This window comes from Providencia sp. AGC89, assembly GCF_053543535.1.
The window spans coordinates 1-17255 of the sequence record NZ_JBIXLP010000097.1 but is presented as its reverse complement, the minus strand read 5'-3'; the positions used below and the strand labels follow the sequence as shown (position 1 = coordinate 17255).

The 17255-nt window shown below is 41.0% G+C and carries 16 protein-coding genes and 1 pseudogene; 16 read left to right on the top strand and 1 reads right to left on the bottom strand.

All coding sequences use genetic code 11. The features are described 5' to 3' along the window. The first annotated feature begins 332 nt into the window (after nt 1-332). The 3 genes from ACIPUA_RS23410 to viaA all read left to right on the top strand — a co-directional run bounded on the left by ACIPUA_RS23410 (nt 333) and on the right by viaA (nt 4942). Nucleotides 333-1727 (top strand): NAD-dependent succinate-semialdehyde dehydrogenase, encoded by a 1395-nt coding sequence (locus ACIPUA_RS23410; protein WP_449060212.1) that lies wholly within the window; start codon nt 333-335, stop codon nt 1725-1727. Between the two features lie 237 nt (nt 1728-1964). Continuing rightward, nucleotides 1965-3482, top strand: coding sequence for an ATPase RavA (gene ravA, locus ACIPUA_RS23405; protein ID WP_071547557.1), 1518 nt, complete (start codon nt 1965-1967; stop codon nt 3480-3482). 2 nt (nt 3483-3484) lie between these two features. After that, complete coding sequence (viaA, locus tag ACIPUA_RS23400) at nt 3485-4942, top strand: ATPase RavA stimulator ViaA (RefSeq protein ID WP_181468911.1); 1458 nt, start codon at nt 3485-3487, stop codon at nt 4940-4942. Here viaA and asnA read toward each other — a convergent pair whose 3' ends face one another. After that, complete coding sequence (asnA, locus tag ACIPUA_RS23395; protein WP_449060211.1) at nt 4943-5935, bottom strand: aspartate--ammonia ligase; 993 nt, start codon at nt 5933-5935, stop codon at nt 4943-4945. Between the two features lie 162 nt (nt 5936-6097). Between asnA and asnC the strand changes: the two genes are divergently transcribed. From asnC to atpC, 13 genes and pseudogenes are all read left to right on the top strand, one after another. Further along, on the top strand, nt 6098-6559 hold the full coding sequence (asnC, locus tag ACIPUA_RS23390; RefSeq protein WP_042846808.1) for a transcriptional regulator AsnC: 462 nt from the start codon (nt 6098-6100) through the stop codon (nt 6557-6559). A 92-nt stretch (nt 6560-6651) separates the two neighbouring features. Then, complete coding sequence (gene mioC / locus ACIPUA_RS23385; protein ID WP_042846807.1) at nt 6652-7092, top strand: FMN-binding protein MioC; 441 nt, start codon at nt 6652-6654, stop codon at nt 7090-7092. Between the two features lie 377 nt (nt 7093-7469). After that, nucleotides 7470-9359 carry a tRNA uridine-5-carboxymethylaminomethyl(34) synthesis enzyme MnmG gene (gene mnmG, locus ACIPUA_RS23380; RefSeq protein WP_042846806.1) on the top strand — a complete coding sequence of 630 codons (1890 nt, stop codon included), beginning with the start codon at nt 7470-7472 and terminating at the stop codon, nt 9357-9359. Between the two features lie 2 nt (nt 9360-9361). Further along, nucleotides 9362-9985: a 16S rRNA (guanine(527)-N(7))-methyltransferase RsmG gene (gene rsmG / locus ACIPUA_RS23375; RefSeq protein ID WP_042846805.1), complete on the top strand. Its 624-nt coding sequence runs from the start codon at nt 9362-9364 to the stop codon at nt 9983-9985. A 601-nt stretch (nt 9986-10586) separates the two neighbouring features. Continuing rightward, nucleotides 10587-10964 carry a F0F1 ATP synthase subunit I gene (gene atpI / locus ACIPUA_RS23370; RefSeq protein WP_042846804.1) on the top strand — a complete coding sequence of 126 codons (378 nt, stop codon included), beginning with the start codon at nt 10587-10589 and terminating at the stop codon, nt 10962-10964. Between the two features lie 33 nt (nt 10965-10997). Then, entirely contained in the window at nt 10998-11816 is an 819-nt protein-coding gene (gene atpB, locus ACIPUA_RS23365) for a F0F1 ATP synthase subunit A (RefSeq protein ID WP_048605636.1), read from the top strand. A 46-nt stretch (nt 11817-11862) separates the two neighbouring features. Continuing rightward, nucleotides 11863-12102: a F0F1 ATP synthase subunit C gene (gene atpE / locus ACIPUA_RS23360; protein ID WP_004093904.1), complete on the top strand. Its 240-nt coding sequence runs from the start codon at nt 11863-11865 to the stop codon at nt 12100-12102. 58 nt (nt 12103-12160) lie between these two features. Further along, nucleotides 12161-12631 (top strand): F0F1 ATP synthase subunit B, encoded by a 471-nt coding sequence (gene atpF / locus ACIPUA_RS23355; protein ID WP_042846802.1) that lies wholly within the window; start codon nt 12161-12163, stop codon nt 12629-12631. Between the two features lie 12 nt (nt 12632-12643). Then, a complete protein-coding gene (gene atpH, locus ACIPUA_RS23350; protein WP_042846801.1) occupies nt 12644-13177 on the top strand; it encodes a F0F1 ATP synthase subunit delta in 534 nt (177 codons plus the stop codon). 14 nt (nt 13178-13191) lie between these two features. Next, nucleotides 13192-14733, top strand: a complete 1542-nt coding sequence (atpA, locus tag ACIPUA_RS23345) for a F0F1 ATP synthase subunit alpha (RefSeq protein WP_042846800.1) — start codon at nt 13192-13194, stop codon at nt 14731-14733. A gap of 55 nt (nt 14734-14788) precedes the next feature. After that, nucleotides 14789-15652, top strand: coding sequence for a F0F1 ATP synthase subunit gamma (gene atpG, locus ACIPUA_RS23340; RefSeq protein ID WP_042846799.1), 864 nt, complete (start codon nt 14789-14791; stop codon nt 15650-15652). A 34-nt stretch (nt 15653-15686) separates the two neighbouring features. Then, the gene (atpD, locus tag ACIPUA_RS23335) at nt 15687-17069 is read left to right on the top strand and encodes a F0F1 ATP synthase subunit beta (RefSeq protein WP_042846798.1); all 1383 of its coding nucleotides are present in this window, start codon (nt 15687-15689) and stop codon (nt 17067-17069) included. A gap of 21 nt (nt 17070-17090) precedes the next feature. Further along, nucleotides 17091-17255, top strand: a pseudogene (gene atpC, locus ACIPUA_RS23330) (F0F1 ATP synthase subunit epsilon); the annotation flags it as partial.

Here is a 17255-nt window from a genome sequence, read left to right as displayed (position 1 = left end):
TAAGCGAAACGTTTCGCTCATGTAATCATAGTAAAGATGAGTTACAACTCAATATTGATGGTTAATATTTGTGATCAACATCGAAACGTTTCGTTAGCGTTAAAAAAATAAAAAATGATAACTAATTGAATAGCTTAAGCTGAATCGTTTCTATTGATTCATAAATAAACATAAAAAAAAACATTCAAAAACAATTAAAAATTGTTTACAAAGATTTTTTGATGAAAAATGCCATTTAAATTCATTTTAAGCTCATTTTATGGTGATATATCAAATGTAATTTAAGATAGGTTGAATTATTTATCTTTAACCGTTGCGATAAGGAATAAAAAATGAATATGACATCATCAATAAAATCAGTTAATCCAGCAACAAATAAAGTAGAAAAGATTTATCAAGAAATGAGTGCGGAGGAAGTCGATACAATACTCAGCAAAGCAGATAACGCCTACCTGACTTGGAAAAAAAGCTCATTTACAGAGCGAGCAGTAATTTTACATAACATAGCAAAAACTATGCGAGATAAAAAAGAGCTTCTCGGAAAAATCTGTACAACAGAAATGGGAAAACTATTAAGTGAATCGATAAGCGAAGTCGAATTATGCGCAAATATTTTTGACTACTATGCGAATGAAGGAAGCCGTTTATTAGCAGATAAAGAAATTGATGTTAAACACGGAAAAGCCTTCTTAACTTATGAACCTATCGGGGTACTCCTGACTGTTCAACCATGGAATTTTCCATTTTATCAAATAACTCGAACAGCTGCTGCTAATCTAATGGCAGGGAATACCATTGTTTTAAAGCATGCTTCAAATATTCCCCAATGCGCTGAAATAACGGAAAAAATATTTATTGAAGCAGGCCTACCGGATGGCGTTTACAACAATTTATTCATTCCTGGCTCAAAAGTTTCAGCTCTTGTTTCAGATGAACGAGTCAAAGCCGTATCTTTAACAGGAAGTAAACCTGCTGGTTCCAATTTTGCCTCTGAAGCAAGCAAAGTAATAAAAAAATCAACACTTGAGCTAGGAGGGAGTGATGCTTTTATTGTGCTAGCTGATGCAGATATTGATAGTGCGGTTGCGACAGCGACTGCTGGCCGTCTATGGAATGCAGGGCAAGTTTGTGTTTCACCAAAACGTATTATTGTATTAGAAAACGTTGCGAAAGAATTTATCGCAAAAGCAAAAGCAATCTATGAAAAAATTATTGTGGGTGACCCAATGGACCCAGCTACGCAACTCGCCCCATTAAGTAGCGAAGGAGCAGTAAACGACGTTATTAATCAAGTTGAAGTGGCTGTAAAAGAGGGAGCAACACTGGTATTTGGCGGTAAGCGATTAGATCGTGAAGGGGCGTTTATGCAACCCACAATATTGACAGATATAAAACCGAATATGAAAGCTTATCATGAAGAAATATTCGGCCCAGTACTTTGTATTTATGCTGTAAAAAATATAGATGAAGCCATTCAATTAGCTAACGCGACTGAATTCGGTTTAGGTGGAACTGTCTTTGGTAAGAATGAAGCGGAAGCAATAAAAGTGGCTCGCCAAATAGTCACAGGGATGGTTTATATCAATCATACGACAGGAATTGCCCCTGAGCTCCCCTTCGGTGGAACTAAGCTTTCTGGTTATGGTCGAGAACAATCACTTGCGGGCATTCGTGAGTTTGTGAATGAAAAATTAATTCGAGTTACCACGCCAGATGCACCTTATTAATAATTATTAATCCTCAGCGCGGGCTCATAGTTTTATACTCATGAGCCCACCCAGTTCAAATCAGCTCTCTTTCGATTAAGATTTTCTCGCCTTAATACAGCTACACACGATTTAAATCAAATAACACAAAAGAAAAATGACAAATTTGATTGCACTGTTTATAAAAGGACGGATAACCTAAGAATTAAGCGTAACTACAACATTATTGAATTTTGTTATTCAATGAAAGGAATATCGATGCAATTATCTGAACGGATAGCTCAACTTAGCAATTACCTTGAAAGCGGTTTATATGAACGCCAGCAGGCTATTCGTTTATGTTTATTAGCCACATTAAGTGGGGAAAGTGTTTTTCTCTTAGGCCCTCCAGGTATTGCAAAAAGCTTGATAGCGAGACGAATGAAATTTGCTTTTCGCCATGCAAATGCGTTTGAATACTTAATGACACGTTTTTCGACTCCCGAAGAAATATTTGGCCCACTATCAATACAGGCACTAAAAGATGAAGGGCGCTACCAACGGCTAACTAAAGGCTATTTACCTGATGCTGAAGTTGTCTTTCTTGATGAGATTTGGAAAGCCGGCCCCGCTATTTTAAATACTTTGCTAACGGCAGTAAATGAACGCAAGTTTCGTAATGGTGACGAAGAAAAACGTATTCCGATGCGGCTATTAGTTACCGCTTCTAATGAACTTCCTGATGCAGATAGTAGCCTAGAAGCACTATTTGACCGTATGTTAGTGCGTATTTGGTTAGATAAACTACAAGAAAAACAAAATTTCCGCGCACTTCTAACTGGAAAATCATCCTTAGATGAAGCACAAGTACCTGAACATTTAAAAATCAGTGATGAAGAATACCAACAGTGGCAACAAGAAATACCGAAAATTACGCTACCCGATCACTGTTTTGAGCTTATTTATCAACTACGTCAACAATTAGATGCAACAGATAAGCAAGTTTATGTTTCTGACAGGCGATGGAAAAAAGCGGTTTATCTACTGCAAGCAAGTGCATTTTTCAATGGTAGAAGTAGTGTATCCCCCCTTGATATTGTGCTACTAAAAGATTGCCTATGGCACGATATGCAATCCATGAACACCTTGCCTAAATTATTGCAATCTCTACTGCAAGAGGATGGCTGGCAACAACGTAAATTAATGCACGAAATAGAGCTAACTTACCAACAATGGATGTCATCAACCCAAGATCAAAACAACCAAGACGCATTTAAAGTAAATAAAAACAATGCAATGTTTGCTCGCAAAGCCTCATATGTACTCCCAGAGAATATTGCTGAAGGGCGTATTACGCTATTTTTACATCGCCCATTGCAGTTACATAATATGAAAGTCACCTTTGTGACAACGGATAAAAAATCCCTGATAAACTTTTTAAATAAAGGAACAACGTTATCAGCTCACCTCAACGGAATTGGTTTTGCCCAAGAATTGGCCGCAGAGATTAATAATTTAAACCAAATTCAATTATTAGATGTGAGTCACCAATCATCGACTTTATATCTACAGGATAAAACAGCAAGTAACATACCTACGATAAATAACCAAGAATGGTTAGATAAGTTGGATAAAATTCAAAATGATATCCAAACAGCTCGCTATCAATTTGAAAAACAGCAACCAAATTTATTTATCGAGCCCCATTGGATAGCAGATATAGAACAAAGCTTTATTAACGTATCCGAGAGACTCATCCAACTACGCAACCAAATCACGGGTAAAGTGGCTGAATAATTATGATGAGTTTAGCCACACTCGAAATGCTACTTTCGGTTAATGAAGGTCAATTAATTGAAGAGATCATTATTTCTCTTCTCGCTACCCCACAATTGGCCGTATTTTTCGAAAAACACCCACGTTTGAAAAAAGTCTTACTAAAAGATTTATCCAGTTGGAAAAAAGATCTCAAACAAAGGATGAAAGATGCACTCGTCCCTTTACAGCTTTCTGAAGAGTTTGAGTTGTATCGCCAGTCATTAGGAATTTCCACTGATGCTTTTTTTACCCAACTCCCTACTGTAATTGAAAAGCTTCATCAACTTGATTCCCCTTTTTATCGTGAAGCTTATCAGTTACAGAGTGGCAAAATAGAAAACCGTGGTGCAAGACAATCACTGTTTGTCCAAAGATGGCGTATTAGCTTAATTTTTCAAGTTACGACTCTTCATAAAGAACTGTTGGAGCAAGAAAAAGAACAGTTGCTGGCGGAATTACAGCGTCGGCTAGCGTTAAGTGGAAATTTAGAAGATATACTCGGTGAAAATGAGCGTGCAGCAGGCCGCTTATGGGATCTAAGCAAAGGTGCCAATATGACCTCAGCTTATAATGACCAATTGTTAAATCGTTATAGTGAGTTTTTACGCCAACAACCTGAACTGGAAAAAATAGCCCAATTGTTAGGGCGCAGCCAAACAGCCCAAGCCATTCCAGATGATAGCGTCATACTTGAACCAATGACTATCATGGAAAAAGTCCCTGAAACTGTCCCCGAACAAGTTAATGGTTTAAATCAAAGCGATGATATTTTACGGTTATTACCCGCGGAATTAGCCATGTTAGGACTTGAAGATATAGAGTTTGAGTTTTATCGCAAATTGCTTGAAAAACAACTTTTGACTTATCGTTTACAAGGTGAGAGTTGGCAAGAAAGAAAAATACTTCGGCCAATCACACATCATCATAACGAAGAGCAACCAAGAGGACCATTCGTTGTATGTATCGATACCTCTGGTTCAATGGGGGGGTTAAATGAACGATGTGCCAAAGCCTTTTGCCTTGCCCTGATGAAAATTGCGCTGGCAGATAACCGGTCATGCCATGTCATGTTATTCTCCACAGAAATAGTGCACTACGATTTATTATCTGCCGATGGCTTAGATCAATGTATTCGTTTTTTACATCAGACCTTTAAAGGTGGGACCGATCTCGCCGCTTGTTTGCAAGAAACAGCAATAAAATTGGAGTCAAAACAGTGGGCTGATGCAGATGCAGTGGTAATTTCTGATTTTGTGGCTCAACGTTTGCCCGATGAATTAATTCAGAAGATTAAATCAATGCAGAAGATGGGGAAATACCGCTTCCATGCGGTATCCGTATCAAATTATGGGAAACCCAGCATCATGAAAATTTTTGACCATATTTGGCGCTTTGATACTGGGTTAAAAAGCAGGCTACTACGCCGCTTTAATCGCTAATTACAGAATACCTTCAACTGACTCTTGCATTTCTTCGCCCCACACGCCACATTGTACTTGGCCAATGTGTTGACGTTGCAGAAGCAACATCACTAAACGTGATTGACCAATGCCACCCCCAATAGTTTGCGGCATTTCACCTTTCACTAACGCTTGATGCCACTCTAATTCCATACGCTTTTCATCATTTGTCAGGCCTAATTGGTATGTCAAGCACTCAGGACTTACACGAATACCCATAGAGGACAGCTCAAAAGCATCTTGTAATACTGGGTTCCATACAATGATGTCACCGTTTAAACCACAAAAACCATCTTCATTTTTTGTCGTCCAGTCATCATAGTCTGGTGCACGTACATCATGTGATTCACCGCTCGATAACTTACCGCCAATACCAATCAAGAATACAGCACCCAGTTCTTTCGCGATAGCGCGCTCACGACCTTTAGCGTCTAAGTCAGGGTAACGCTGTAGTAACTCTTCACTGTGGATAAAGTGAATTTGGTCTGGCAGGAACGGTGCCAAACCAAATTCTTTACTTACGGCAGCTTCTGTTTCTTTTATTGCCTTATAGATTTTACCCACTGTCTGTTTCAGATAAGGAAGAGTACGCTCCTCATCTGCCATCACTTTTTCCCAATCCCACTGATCAACATAGACAGAGTGGATAGGGGTTAAGCGATCCTCGTCCGGACGCAACGCTTTCATATGTGTATATAAACCTTGGCCTTTACTAAAACCAAAACGACCGAGCGTTTTACGTTTCCATTTAGCCAATGAGTGAACGACTTCGAAGGTTGCACCTGGAATTGATTTCACTTTTACTTGAACGGCTTTTTCACTACCGGATAAGTTATCTTGTGTACCATCACCTAAACGGCTCAGGATTGGGCCTTGAACCTCAATTAAGCCTAATTCCTTTTCAAGTAAACGTGAGAAATATGATTTAACAAAACTAATTTGTTGCTGATGTTCGATGAATGACTTGTCCATAATTTTGTACCCATAATTTGATTGCTGTATTAGCTGATGTATAGATTAAGCAACAAAATGAGGTATAAATTCAATATACTTCATTAAAAAAAGCCATTGGCGTTTATTTTAATCAAAAAAAAGGGTATAAAAATGAATAATCGTTAAAATGGAGGTGAAATAATGCCTGAAAATTATCAAATCGATAATCTCGATCGTGACATACTTCACGAATTAATGGGAAATGCACGTACACCATATGCAGAATTAGCAAAAAAATTCTCTGTTAGCCCAGGTACAATTCATGTTCGCGTAGAGAAAATGAAGCAAGCTGGAATCATTCAAGGAACTCGTATCGATATCAGCCCAAAACGGTTAGGTTTTGATGTCTGCTGTTTTATTGGCATCATTTTAAAAAGTGCTAAAGATTACCCAACAGCACTAAAAAAACTGGATGCCTTAGAAGAAGTGGTTGAGGTTTATTACACAACTGGGCAATACAGCATTTTTATCAAAGTCATGTGCAAGTCAATTGATGCGTTACAAGACGTACTTATCAACAAAATTCAAACGATTGATGAAATACAATCCACCGAAACGTTGATCTCCTTACAGAACCCAATCTTGCGAACAATTAGCCCTTAGAAAAAAAAATTATATAACCACATTATCCACAGGTAGATCCCAGCTCATTCACAGCGTACAATAGCCAGCAATTATCGTGAAAGAGAATCACCATGACAAAAGTAACCTTAATAAGTGGCAGTACAATGGGCAGTGCGGAATATGTTGCAGAGCATATGGCTGAGATTTTGGACGAATTAGGTTATGAAACAGAAATTCAACATGGTCCTAGTCTTGATGACTTAACACTTGAAGGGTTATGGCTGGTGGTTAGCTCTACACATGGTGCAGGTGATTTACCAGAAAACATTCAGCCTTTATTTGAAAGCATACAAAAAGAATCCCCAGATCTAAGTAAAGTTAAATTTGGTGCAGTCGGGATCGGTAGTTCCGAGTATGACATTTTTTGTGGTGCGATCCACAAACTTGATTCGTTATTAAGCGAAAAAGGGGCAAAAAGGATCGGTGAATGTTTTGAAATTGATGTCCAGCAACACGAAATACCTGAAGATCCCGCGGGGGAATGGGTTAAAATTTGGGCAAACGAACTATGATTTGGTTATTAAACCAGCAGTCAGCTGTGGATAACTCAGGGAAGATCACGGTATTAACCGGTAGTTATCCATAGTATAAGTTTTAGGTCGACCACTGCCTGTGTATAAGTCACCTTTTTGATCCCAGCTTATACGCAATAGGATCACGGATCATTCACAGTATATGATCCTTTACACTTTTATGATCTTTAAAGTGAAAATCCACTTATCCACAGAAACGAGCGATCCTAATAATAGATCTAATAAAGAGATCTTTAAATAAAAAGATCTTAATACTATATAAGGGAGATACCTAAAACTTGGTGTCTTCCTAAAACTTGAGTAGAATCCTCTCCTCAAATGCACAGTCAGCATTTTCTAACGTTTAAGGTTCACACATGTTTTATCCAGAGCAATTTGACGTCATCGTAATTGGTGGTGGTCATGCCGGTACTGAAGCAGCAATGGCAGCTGCACGTATGGGGCGTCAAACCCTATTACTGACTCACAATATTGATACATTGGGCCAGATGTCTTGCAACCCAGCCATTGGTGGGATCGGTAAGGGACATCTGGTTAGAGAAATTGATGCCCTTGGTGGTTTAATGGCAACTGCAACTGACAAAGCCGGTATTCAATTTAGAACATTAAATGCCAGTAAAGGGCCGGCAGTACGTGCAACTCGTGCACAAGCAGACCGCGTTCTTTATCGACAAGCAGTTAGAACCGCTTTAGAAAATCAACCAAACTTAATGATTTTCCAACAACCTGTTGAAGACTTAATTGTTGAAAATAATCAAGTCACAGGCGCTGTTACCCGCATGGGCTTAAAATTTAAAGCAAAAGCAGTGGTATTAACGGTAGGGACTTTTCTTGATGGAAAAATTCATATAGGTTTAGAAAACTACAGTGGTGGTCGTGCTGGTGACCCGCCATCAGTTTCCCTTTCTCAACGTTTAAGGGAATTACCATTACGAGTTAACCGCTTAAAAACGGGAACTCCACCACGTATTGATGCAAGAACCATCGATTTCACCCAGTTAGCACAACAACTAGGTGATAATCCTATGCCTGTTTTTTCATTCCTAGGCTCACAGGATCAACATCCACAACAGATGCCTTGTTACATCACTTACACCAATGAAAAAACCCATGATGTGATCAGAAATAACCTTGATCGTAGCCCAATGTACGCAGGGATCATCGAAGGTATAGGCCCGCGTTATTGCCCATCGATCGAAGATAAAGTGATGCGCTTTGCAGACAAAGACTCACATCAGATCTTCTTAGAACCCGAAGGCTTAACCAGCAACGAAATCTATCCAAATGGTATATCCACCAGCTTACCATTTGATGTCCAAATGCAAATAGTTCATTCCATGAAAGGAATGGAAAATGCAAGGATCATTCGCCCTGGTTATGCTATTGAGTATGATTTCTTTGACCCTAGAGATCTCAAACAAACTCTAGAAAGTAAATTTATTAATGGCCTGTTCTTTGCTGGTCAAATTAATGGCACAACAGGTTATGAAGAAGCTGGTGCTCAAGGGCTACTAGCAGGCCTTAATGCTGCACAATATGCCTTTGGGTTAGAAGGTTGGTTCCCTCGTCGTGACCAAGCCTATATTGGGGTTTTAGTCGATGACCTGTGTACTTTGGGGACTAAAGAACCTTACCGCATGTTCACTTCACGTGCAGAATACCGTTTGATGCTGCGTGAAGACAATGCAGATTTACGTTTAACTGAAAAAGGGCGTGAACTAGGGTTAGTTGATGACGTTCGCTGGGCTCATTTTAATAACAAAGTTGAATTGATTGAAAAAGAGCGTCAACGCTTAAAAGATATTTGGGTTCATCCAAAATCTGATAACCATGCAGAAATCGACGCAATTTTAACGGTACCAATATCAAAAGAAGCTAACGGGGAAGATTTACTACGTCGCCCTGAAATGACCTATAAAATGTTAACCTCACTTAACCTTTTTGCTCCAGGTATTGATGATCCTCAAGCTGCCGATCAGGTTGAAATACAGGTTAAATATGAAGGTTATATCGCTCGTCAAAAAGAAGAGATCGAAAGACAGCTACGGAATGAAAACACGATATTACCTATTGACCTTGATTACAAACAAGTCAAAGGGTTATCTAACGAAGTAATGGCTAAACTGAACGACCATAAACCAACATCCATAGGCCAAGCTTCACGTATTTCAGGTATTACCCCGGCTGCAATCTCTATTTTACTTGTTTGGCTTAAAAAACAAGGCATGTTACGCCGGAGCGCATAAAAATGGATTTATTATCAAAACTTAACCAATTGTTAGCAAAAGCGGATATCAACCTAACAGATAAACAAAAACAGCAATTAATTGGTTACGTTGAGTTATTAGTTAAATGGAACAAAGCCTATAATCTAACTTCTGTACGTGACCCGCAACAGATGCTGATTCGCCATATTATGGATAGCATAGTGGTGAACGGTCAACTCAACGGGACTACGTTTATCGATGTAGGAACAGGCCCTGGCTTACCAGGGGTTCCTTTAGCTATTGTTCGACCTGAGTCCCACTTTGTTTTATTAGACAGCTTAGGGAAGCGCATACGCTTTTTAAAACAGGTTCAACACGAACTTGGTTTGACGAATATCGAACCTATTCAATCTCGTGTTGAAGAATACCCAGTTGGGTCTGGTTTTGATGGGGTTATCAGTCGAGCTTTCGCGTCATTGGATGATATGTTGAGCTGGTGTCACCATTTACCCTCCCCGACAGGGCATTTTTATGCGCTCAAAGGTATGATCCATAATGACGAAATCACCTCATTACCAGAGCAGTTTAAGGTTGAATCAATCATTGAACTGGAAGTTCCTGAACTTGATGAACAACGCCATTTAGTTAAAATATCTATAAAATAAAGTTGCTTCTCGTCAAATAAATTTATCATTTAGAGCGATAGCCGAAGGTTTAAAAAACTGACGGCTATTATTATTTTTAACGGGGTAGTTAACACTCGAATTTTACGTACTGTTTACACGTCAATAACGAATAAGTTTCCAAAACAGCGTTTTGAAAGTAAATATGGGGTTAATTGCCAATTTTTACTTAATCGATTTAGCTTGATAGTTAGTTAATATTGAAATATTTGCTTTATAGCGGCAGTTTTTTGTTCAAAAATTGAATTCTTTAATTATTTGATTTACAGATTAATTCTATTTTTTCTTACGAAGAAAATTGAATGAATAAATAAAGCGAATAATACGAAGTGTGATATTGATCACGTTTAACTGTAAGTATGTAGCAAATCATTAACTATTTATTAATTATTACTGCGACAATTCTGCGCTAACTCGAAAAAATTAAATATTTATTCACCTTTTCGCTACTTACTGATTGAATTCATTTCGCCTGCCCGTATAATTTGCTCGTTTTTGTCTCTTGACACATTTAAGCAAAGGCAGTTTTATACAACACTTAGCGTTTCTGAGGCTGAGAAGAGCTGGGAGTATCAAAAAAGTTATGTCTGTATCCCTTTATGACAACAAGCATGCTGCAAAGCAGTTGTCTGTTCAGTTTATAACTTTAGTGATCCTCAGTGGGGCTTTCTGTGCAAATAGTATAGAATGGGGGGCCTCTGCTCTTGCTGGTGGGTTAGCATGCTGGTTACCAAATATCGTATTTATGCTGCTAGCACAATTTCAGAAAGCAAAGGAAGAGGATGAACCTGTCCGCATTGCCTGGTTCTTAGCATTAGGAGCAGGGCTAAAGGTTGTTACAACTATCGTTGTTTTAGTTGTTGCTTTCGGTGTGTTCAAAGCGTCATTAACACCACTGGGTTTGACCTATTTAGCGGTGCTAATTGTTCAGATTGTTGCACCAGCCGTTTTTAAACGGTAAGTATTTTTAAACTACAAAAGGGTAAGAGGCATCATGTCTGCATCAGGAGAAGTGATGACTACAGAGGATTACATAGGCCACCATCTGAGAAACCTTCAGTTGGACCTGAGTACCTTTAAGTTGGTCGATCCCCACGCTAGTCCAACATTTTGGACGTTGAACATTGACTCGCTTTTTTTCTCAGTAGTTCTCGGGGCTTTGTTCCTGTGGCTATTTAGAAAAGTTGCAGCCAATGCGACTAGTGGCGTACCCGGTAAGTTACAGACTGCAATAGAACTGATCATTGGTTTCGTTGATAACTCAGTCCGTGATATGTATCACGGGAAGAGCAAAGTTATTGCTCCTTTAGCATTAACTGTGTTCGTCTGGGTATTCTTAATGAACCTGATGGATTTACTCCCAATTGATTTCCTTCCGTATATTGCTGAGCATTATCTCGGGTTACCTGCATTACGTGCAGTACCAACCGCTGATGTTAGTGTCACCTTATCGATGGCTATTGGTGTGTTTATCCTAATCCTCTTTTACAGTATTAAGATGAAAGGAATTGGCGGATTTACGAAAGAGCTCACTATGCAGCCTTTCAACCATCCTGTTTTTATTCCTGTTAACTTGATTCTTGAAGGGGTAAGCCTGCTGTCAAAACCTGTATCACTCGGTCTGCGACTGTTTGGTAACATGTATGCAGGTGAATTGATCTTTATTCTTATCGCGGCTCTGCTTCCGTGGTGGTCACAGTGGTTGTTAAGCCTACCTTGGGCTATCTTCCACATACTGATTATTACGCTACAAGCCTTTATTTTTATGGTTCTGACTGTTGTCTATCTGTCGATGGCATCTGAAGAGCACTAATTTAATTATCAATAATTGTATTAACTGAAACAAACTGGAGACTGTCATGGAAAACCTGAGTATGGATCTGCTGTACATGGCTGCCGCTGTGATGATGGGCTTAGCGGCGATCGGTGCTGCGATCGGTATCGGCATCCTAGGTGGTAAATTTTTAGAAGGTGCTGCTCGTCAGCCAGATTTAATTCCTCTGCTGCGTACACAGTTCTTTATCGTAATGGGTCTGGTCGATGCTATTCCGATGATTGCTGTTGGTCTGGGCTTGTATGTAATGTTCGCTGTTGCTTAATTAACGTTACGGAACACTTTAAGAACATTAATTCACTAATGAATAAGAGGTATTGTCTGTGAATCTAAATGCAACAATCCTCGGCCAGGCTATCGCGTTTGTCCTGTTTGTTTGGTTCTGTATGAAGTATGTATGGCCACCGATTATGGCGGCCATTGAAAAACGTCAAAAAGAAATTGCTGACGGTTTATCTTCCGCAGAACGTGCTAAAAAGAACCTGGAACTGGCGCAAACCGACGCAACCGACCGACTGAAAAAAGCGAAAGCTGAAGCACAAGTCATCATTGAGCAAGCGAATAAACAACGCACTCAAATGATTGATGAAGCAAAAGCAGAAGCAGAAGCAGAACGTGCAAAAATCGTCGCACAAGCGCAAGCTGAAATTGATGCTGAGCGTAAACGTGCACGTGAAGAGTTACGTAAACAGGTTGCGATGCTTGCTATCGCAGGTGCCGAGAAGATCATTGAACGTTCCGTGGATGAAGCTGCTAACAGCGACATCGTTGATAAACTAGTCGCTGAACTGTAAGGAGGGAGGGGCATGTCTGAAATTGCTACTGTAGCTCGCCCCTACGCCAAAGCAGCTTTTGACTTTGCTGTGGAAAACCAATCTGTTGAAAAATGGCAGAATATGCTGGGCTTCATCTCAATGGTGTCGCGTAATGAACAGGTTGGTGAGCTGCTTTCTGGTTCTATTGCACCAGAAACATTAGCTAAAACGTTTATCTCTGTTTGTGGAGATGAAATTGACGAGCATGTTCAAAACTTGATTCGTGTTATGGCAGATAATGGGCGTTTAACTACGCTACCAGAAGTATTAACGCAATTTATTCAATTACGTGATGCTCTGGAATCAACGATTGAAGTTGATGTACTTTCTGCAAACGAGTTGAGTGAACAGCAGTCAGCTAAAATTTCTGCAGCGATGGAAAAACGTCTGTCACGCAAAGTTAAGCTGAATTGCAAAATTGATAAGTCTGTTATTGCTGGAGTGATCATTCGTGCTGGAGACCTCGTCATTGACGGTAGTATCCGCGGTCGCTTAGAGCGTTTAACTGACGTCTTGCAGTCTTAAGGGGACTGGAGCATATGCAACTGAATTCCACCGAAATCAGCGAACTGATCAAACAGCGTATTGCTCAGTTCGATGTTGTGAGTGAAGCTCACAATGAAGGTACGATTGTATCCGTTAATGACGGTATCATTCGTATTCACGGTTTAGCCGAAGTCATGCAGGGTGAAATGATCGCGCTGCCAGGCAACCGTTACGCCATCGCATTGAACTTAGAGCGTGACTCTGTTGGTGCGGTTGTTATGGGTCCTTATGCCGACTTGGCAGAAGGCATGAAAGTAAAATGTACTGGTCGTATTCTTGAAGTTCCAGTAGGCCGTGGCTTACTTGGACGTGTCGTGAATACACTGGGTCAACCAATTGATGGTAAAGGCCCTGTTGAGAATGATGGCTTCTCTCCAATTGAAGTTATTGCTCCAGGTGTTATCGAACGTCAATCCGTTGATCAGCCTGTACAAACTGGTTATAAATCAGTCGATGCGATGATTCCAATCGGCCGTGGTCAGCGTGAGCTTATCATCGGTGACCGCCAGACAGGTAAAACTGCTCTAGCGATCGACGCAATCATTAACCAGCGTGATTCTGGCATCAAATGTGTTTATGTCGCTATCGGTCAGAAAGCATCTACAATTTCTAACGTAGTACGTAAACTCGAAGAACACGGTGCTCTGGAAAACACCATTGTTGTTGTTGCGACTGCATCTGAATCAGCAGCTCTGCAATACCTTTCCGCATACTCTGGATGCGCAATGGGTGAATACTTCCGTGACCGTGGTGAAGATGCACTGATCGTTTACGATGACCTGTCTAAACAGGCTGTCGCATACCGTCAAATTTCACTGTTGCTGCGTCGTCCACCAGGACGTGAAGCATACCCAGGTGATGTTTTCTATCTGCATTCACGTTTACTTGAGCGTGCAGCTCGTGTTAACGCTGAATACGTTGAAAACTTTACTAAAGGTGAAGTTAAAGGCAAAACAGGTTCATTGACGGCTCTGCCTATCATTGAAACTCAAGGCGGTGACGTTTCTGCATTCGTACCGACTAACGTAATTTCGATTACAGATGGTCAGATCTTCCTGGAATCTAACCTGTTTAACTCTGGTATTCGTCCAGCGGTTAACCCAGGTATTTCAGTATCTCGTGTTGGTGGTGCTGCTCAGACTAAAATTATCAAGAAATTGTCTGGTGGTATTCGTACAGCACTGGCTCAGTATCGTGAACTGGCAGCGTTTGCTCAGTTTGCTTCCGACCTTGATGATGCGACTCGTAAACAGTTAAGTCATGGTCAGAAAGTAACTGAATTGCTGAAACAGAAACAATATGCACCGATGTCAGTAGCAGAGCAGTCATTGTCTCTGTTTGCGGCAGAACGTGGATTCTTGGATGATGTTGAGTTAGCGAAAATTGGTGCATTCGAAACAGCATTAGTTTCATATGCACTGCGTGAGCATGCTGACCTTATGAATGAAATCGGCCAGGCTGGTAACTATAACGATGATATCGAAGGTAAGTTGAAAAAACTGCTCGAATCATTTAAAGCAACTCAGTCCTGGTAATACTATTCGGCCCGTGAGTTTTTATGGGCCGTCTGGTTAATAAGGAGAAGCAGTAATGGCCGGCGCAAAAGAGATACGTTCCAAGATTGCCAGCGTGCAAAACACGCAGAAGATCACTAAAGCGATGGAAATGGTCGCTGCGTCCAAAATGCGTAAATCGCAAGAACGCATGGCGGCTAGCCGTCCTTATGCGGAGACCATGCGCAGTGTTATTGGTCACCTAGCGTTAGGTAATCTGGAATATAAACATCCATATCTCGAAGAGCGTGAAGTTAAGCGCGTAGGGTATTTGGTTGTTTCAACAGACCGTGGTCTGTGTGGTGGTTTGAACATTAACCTGTTCAAAAAACTCCTTGCAGATATGAAATCATGGTCTGAGAAAAATGTTCAGGTTGATTTGGCTTTAATCGGCTCTAAAGCGGTTTCATTCTTTGGTTCTGTTGGCGGCAATGTCGTTACACAAGTAACCGGAATGGGGGATAACCCAACGCTTTCAGATTTGATTGGTCCAGTTAACTCTATGCTACAAGCCTATGATGAAGGGCGTTTGGATAAACTGTATGTGGTGACTAACAAGTTCATCAATACAATGTCTCAGGAGCCAACTATTCTTCAATTATTGCCATTGCCTGCAAGCAATGATGAAACATTGAAGAAGAAATCTTGGGATTATATATACGAACCCGATCCTAAGGCGTTGCTGGATACCCTGCTACGTCGTTATATCGAGTCGCAGGTTTATCAGGGCGTCGTTGAAAACCTGGCTAGTGAGCAGGCCGCACGAATGGTAGCGATGAAAGCCGCTACTGATAATGGTGGTAACCTGATCAAAGAGTTGCAGTTGGTTTACAACAAAGCTCGTCAGGCCAGCATTACTCAGGAGCTTACCGAAATTGTTTCGGGTGCTTCCGCGGTTTAACAGCTAGGTTTACGAATTACGTAGAGGATTCAAGATGGCTACTGGAAAGATTATCCAGGTAATCGGCGCCGTTGTGGACGTCGAGTTCCCTCAAGATAGCGTACCAAAAGTGTATGACGCTCTTGAGGTTATGAACGGTAAAGAAAAACTGGTGCTGGAAGTTCAGCAACAGTTAGGCGGTGGTGTTGTCCGTTGTATCGCAATGGGGACATCAGATGGCCTAAGCCGTGGTTTAAGTGTTGTTAACTTAGATCACCCAATCGAAGTACCAGTAGGTAAAGCAACTCTAGGACGTATCATGAACGTTCTGGGTGAGCCTATTGATATGAAAGGTGATATTGGCGAAGAAGAACGCTGGTCAATTCACCGTGCAGCACCTAGCTATGAAGAGTTATCAAACTCAACAGAACTACTGGAAACCGGTATCAAAGTAATGGACTTAATCTGTCCATTCGCGAAAGGTGGTAAAGTTGGTCTGTTTGGTGGTGCGGGTGTTGGTAAAACAGTAAACATGATGGAACTTATCCGTAACATCGCGATTGAGCACTCAGGTTACTCAGTATTCGCAGGTGTTGGTGAGCGTACTCGTGAAGGGAACGACTTCTATCATGAAATGACCGACTCTAACGTTTTGGATAAAGTATCACTGGTTTATGGCCAGATGAACGAGCCACCAGGAAACCGTCTGCGTGTTGCGCTGACTGGTCTGACTATGGCTGAAAAATTCCGTGACGAAGGTCGTGACGTACTGCTGTTCGTAGATAACATCTATCGTTATACACTGGCGGGTACTGAAGTATCAGCACTGTTAGGTCGTATGCCATCAGCGGTAGGTTATCAGCCAACGCTGGCGGAAGAGATGGGTGTTCTGCAAGAACGTATTACCTCAACTCAAACAGGTTCTATCACTTCCGTTCAAGCGGTTTACGTTCCTGCGGATGACTTGACTGACCCATCACCAGCAACCACCTTTGCTCACTTGGACGCAACGGTAGTACTGAGCCGTCAAATCGCATCTTTGGGTATCTACCCAGCGGTTGACCCTCTCGATTCTACTAGCCGTCAGCTAGACCCACTCGTAGTTGGTCAAGAGCACTATGATGTTGCGCGTGGCGTTCAGTCTATTCTGCAACGTTACCAAGAACTGAAAGATATTATCGCAATTCTGGGTATGGATGAGTTGTCTGAAGAAGACAAACTGGTTGTTGCTCGTGCTCGTAAGATCCAGCGCTTCCTGTCTCAACCATTCTTCGTTGCTGAAGTATTTACCGGTTCACCAGGTAAGTTCGTTTCCCTGAAAGACACTATCCGTGGTTTCAGTGGTATCCTGAACGGTGATTACGACCACCTGCCAGAACAAGCGTTCTATATGGTTGGTACCATTGAAGAAGCTGTGGAAAAAGCTAAAAAGCTTTAATCCAGCTGACAGGAGGTTGATATGGTAGCTGCAATGACATACCACCTGACTGTTGTTAGTGCTGAAAAACAAATGTTTGAAGGCCTAGTACAGAAAATTCAGGTGACAGGTAGTGAAGGTGAGCTGGGGATTTACCCGCAGCATACCCCGCTGCTGACTGCCATAAAACCGGGCATGGTACGTATT

What these genes read in the sequence shown, in the direction of transcription:
- rsmG (WP_042846805.1), top strand. Translation starts at nt 9,362, where the DNA reads ATGGATTTATTATCAAAACTTAACCAATTGTTAGCAAAAGCGGATATC.
- atpG (WP_042846799.1), top strand. Translation starts at nt 14,789, where the DNA reads ATGGCCGGCGCAAAAGAGATACGTTCCAAGATTGCCAGCGTGCAAAAC.
- atpE (WP_004093904.1), top strand. Translation starts at nt 11,863, where the DNA reads ATGGAAAACCTGAGTATGGATCTGCTGTACATGGCTGCCGCTGTGATG.
- viaA (WP_181468911.1), top strand. Translation starts at nt 3,485, where the DNA reads ATGATGAGTTTAGCCACACTCGAAATGCTACTTTCGGTTAATGAAGGT.
- atpA (WP_042846800.1), top strand. Translation starts at nt 13,192, where the DNA reads ATGCAACTGAATTCCACCGAAATCAGCGAACTGATCAAACAGCGTATT.
- atpD (WP_042846798.1), top strand. Translation starts at nt 15,687, where the DNA reads ATGGCTACTGGAAAGATTATCCAGGTAATCGGCGCCGTTGTGGACGTC.
- ravA (WP_071547557.1), top strand. Translation starts at nt 1,965, where the DNA reads ATGCAATTATCTGAACGGATAGCTCAACTTAGCAATTACCTTGAAAGC.
- asnA (WP_449060211.1), bottom strand. Translation starts at nt 5,935, where the DNA reads ATGGACAAGTCATTCATCGAACATCAGCAACAAATTAGTTTTGTTAAA.
- atpI (WP_042846804.1), top strand. Translation starts at nt 10,587, where the DNA reads ATGTCTGTATCCCTTTATGACAACAAGCATGCTGCAAAGCAGTTGTCT.
- asnC (WP_042846808.1), top strand. Translation starts at nt 6,098, where the DNA reads ATGCCTGAAAATTATCAAATCGATAATCTCGATCGTGACATACTTCAC.
- ACIPUA_RS23410 (WP_449060212.1), top strand. Translation starts at nt 333, where the DNA reads ATGAATATGACATCATCAATAAAATCAGTTAATCCAGCAACAAATAAA.
- atpB (WP_048605636.1), top strand. Translation starts at nt 10,998, where the DNA reads ATGTCTGCATCAGGAGAAGTGATGACTACAGAGGATTACATAGGCCAC.
- mnmG (WP_042846806.1), top strand. Translation starts at nt 7,470, where the DNA reads ATGTTTTATCCAGAGCAATTTGACGTCATCGTAATTGGTGGTGGTCAT.
- atpH (WP_042846801.1), top strand. Translation starts at nt 12,644, where the DNA reads ATGTCTGAAATTGCTACTGTAGCTCGCCCCTACGCCAAAGCAGCTTTT.
- mioC (WP_042846807.1), top strand. Translation starts at nt 6,652, where the DNA reads ATGACAAAAGTAACCTTAATAAGTGGCAGTACAATGGGCAGTGCGGAA.